The sequence below is a fragment of the Streptomyces sp. NPDC052043 genome (assembly GCF_044548235.1).
In the GTDB taxonomy this organism is placed as follows: domain Bacteria; phylum Actinomycetota; class Actinomycetes; order Streptomycetales; family Streptomycetaceae; genus Streptomyces.
In genome coordinates this window covers 1-1772 of record NZ_JBIUBT010000042.1, presented here as the reverse complement: position 1 = coordinate 1772, position 1772 = coordinate 1, and the positions used below count along the sequence as shown (strand labels likewise).

Annotated in this window: 2 protein-coding genes; one reads left to right on the top strand and one right to left on the bottom strand. The window is 65.9% G+C overall.

Translation table 11 applies throughout. The annotated features are described in order from the left end of the window. Nucleotides 1–17: 17 nt before the first annotated feature. The gene (locus ACIHCX_RS38090; protein WP_400038006.1) at nucleotides 18–1619 is read right to left on the bottom strand and encodes an ISAzo13 family transposase; all 1602 of its coding nucleotides are present in this window, start codon (nucleotides 1617–1619) and stop codon (nucleotides 18–20) included. Between ACIHCX_RS38090 and ACIHCX_RS38085 the strand changes: the two genes are divergently transcribed. Beyond that, the coding region (locus ACIHCX_RS38085) for a hypothetical protein (RefSeq protein ID WP_400038004.1) at nucleotides 1590–1772 on the top strand (183 nt) is incomplete at its 3' end. The genes ACIHCX_RS38090 and ACIHCX_RS38085 overlap by 30 nt on opposite strands.

The following is a 1772-nucleotide window of genomic DNA, read 5'->3' as shown; positions in this document are numbered from 1 at the left end:
TTAGGGCGTGCAGATCTTTAACTCGTCTTTTTGACCTTGGTTTGGGTGGGGTCGGAGGTAAGGAACGCGGCCACGTCGGCGGGTGTACAGAACCGGACGGTGGAGGCGTTGACGTGGTGGCCGTGTGCTTCCAGGAGAGGCCGGACTTCCTGGTTCGCTCGGCTGATGGTCGCGGCGGCGACACCGAAGAGCTCGCCCAGGAGGTTCACGGTGGCGAGTTTGCGCAGGTGGAGCACGGTGGCCAGGATCCGGTCATCGGGTGTGAGCTTGGCTTTGGCGCCTGTGCCGGGGGCGACCAGGCGCTCGTGACCGCGGCGGGTGTGGAGCACTTGCTCGCGTTGAACCTCCAGTGCAGGAGTCAGCGCGTCGATGAGCTCGCTGAGCTGTTGGCGGGTCATGCCGGTCAGCTCTGGGTCCTGCAGTGAATACGTGGTGAGGCGATGTGGCTCGCTCGCCGGTGTCTGGTCTGACGTGCTGCTGGTGGGCGCCGTGTCCAGCGGGTGCTGGGGGTGGAGGGTGTAGTTCCAGTCGCCGTGGAAGCGGTGCCGGGTGATCGGCAGGGCGGCGATCTCGTCGTCGCTGACCTGGATACCGGTGGGGTAGCAGTTGGTGTCGAGTTCGGCGTGCACGGTCAGGCCGGTCGTGGTGGTGGTCGCGGCGATGGTCTCGACGATGACTTCGTGGCTGGTCAGGGGCCTTCCGCGCCAATTCATGGTGATGTGGGAGAACAGCCTGTGCTCGATCCGGTTCCACTTCGACGTTCCGGGAGGCAGGTGGCAGACGGTGATCGCCAGTCCGGACTCGGCTGCGAACCGGGCGAGTTCGGTCTTCCATGTGCGGGTGCGGTACCCGTTGGAGCCGCCCGCGTCGGCGGTGATCAGCAGCCGGCCGGCTGTGGGATAGGCGGCCCGCCCGGCTCCGTTCCACCAGCGGCGGATGGATTCGACGGCGAACGCAGCGGTGTCGTGGTCGGTGCCCACGTTGACCCAGCCGGTGTTCGCGGCGACGTCGTAGATGCCGTAGGGCACCGCTCTGCCCAGCTCACGGTCGGGGAAGTCGTGGGTGTCGACCCGCACCGGCTCGCCTCTCGGCTCCCATTCGCGGCCGTTGTTCTTGAAGGGGCCGACCAGTTCCTTCTTCTTTGTGTCCACACTGATCACCGGAGCCCCGCTGTCCTGGTGGCCGCGGGCCTGCTCGTTGAGGTAGTGGAACTGGGCGTCCCGGTCGGGGCGCTGCTTGCCTTCCAGCGTTTTGGCATTGCTCTGCAGGCTGAAACCCTCCTCGCGCAAAAGGTCGCCCACTGTATCCGCGGAGATCTTGTGGCCCTGGCGGGTCAGCTGCTCGGCGAGCTTGCGGGTGGACTTGGTCGTCCAGCGCAGCGGCGACATGGGATCTCCGCGGACGTCGGGCTCGACCAGCATGAGGAGTTCCTCACGAACGGCTGGGTTCAGGTCGACGACGCGTTTGCGGCCACCTCCGGGTCGGCGGATGCGTCCCAACGGGGCCTCTTTGGAGTCGAGTTCCCTCATTCCGACAGACACAGTGGCTTCACGGACACCGGCGGCACGGGCGACCGCTCTGATCCCGCCGTGGCCGAGGGACTGGGCTTCCGCTCCTATCAACAGGCGACGCTGTCGCTCGTCGAGGTGCGGCAGAATCGCCCTGAACTTGGCCGCCAACACGGCCCATTGCCCTTCCAAACCGCTCATGCCATACCAACGAATCACCGAGCGGAAAGCCACGAGTTAAAGATCTGCACGCCCTTACTGATC